This window comes from Lysinibacillus sp. UBA6686 (assembly GCF_002455205.1).
Lineage (GTDB): Bacteria > Bacillota > Bacilli > Bacillales_A > Planococcaceae > Lysinibacillus > Lysinibacillus pakistanensis.
Map to the genome: position 1 here is coordinate 42,622 of NZ_DKJS01000068.1, position 323 is coordinate 42,944.

The window sequence follows — 323 nt, forward strand, 5'->3', positions numbered from 1 at the left end:
CGAGTCCTGCCTTCGGAGCCATGGCCCCTTGGTCAAGTGGTTAAGACACCGCCCTTTCACGGCGGTAACACGGGTTCGAATCCCGTAGGGGTCATTTCATTCGTAATATTTTTAAAAATGTAGTAATATTGGTCCCGTGGTGTAGCGGTTAACATGCCTGCCTGTCACGCAGGAGATCGCCGGTTCGATCCCGGTCGGGACCGCCACTTATTGGGGTATAGCCAAGCGGTAAGGCAACGGATTTTGATTCCGTCATGCCTAGGTTCGAATCCTAGTACCCCAGCCATTCATTTCTTAATTAGAGCCATTAGCTCAGTTGGTAG

3 tRNA genes are annotated in these 323 nt (G+C 51.1%); all 3 read left to right on the plus strand.

What is annotated here, in order from left to right:
- Positions 1 to 22 precede the first annotated feature (22 nt).
- Positions 23 to 94, plus strand: a tRNA-Glu gene (locus B2R82_RS18390).
- A 36-nt stretch (positions 95 to 130) separates the two neighbouring features.
- Positions 131 to 206 (plus strand) — tRNA-Asp (locus tag B2R82_RS18395).
- A 5-nt stretch (positions 207 to 211) separates the two neighbouring features.
- A tRNA-Gln gene (locus B2R82_RS18400) sits at positions 212 to 286 on the plus strand.
- Positions 287 to 323 lie beyond the last annotated feature (37 nt).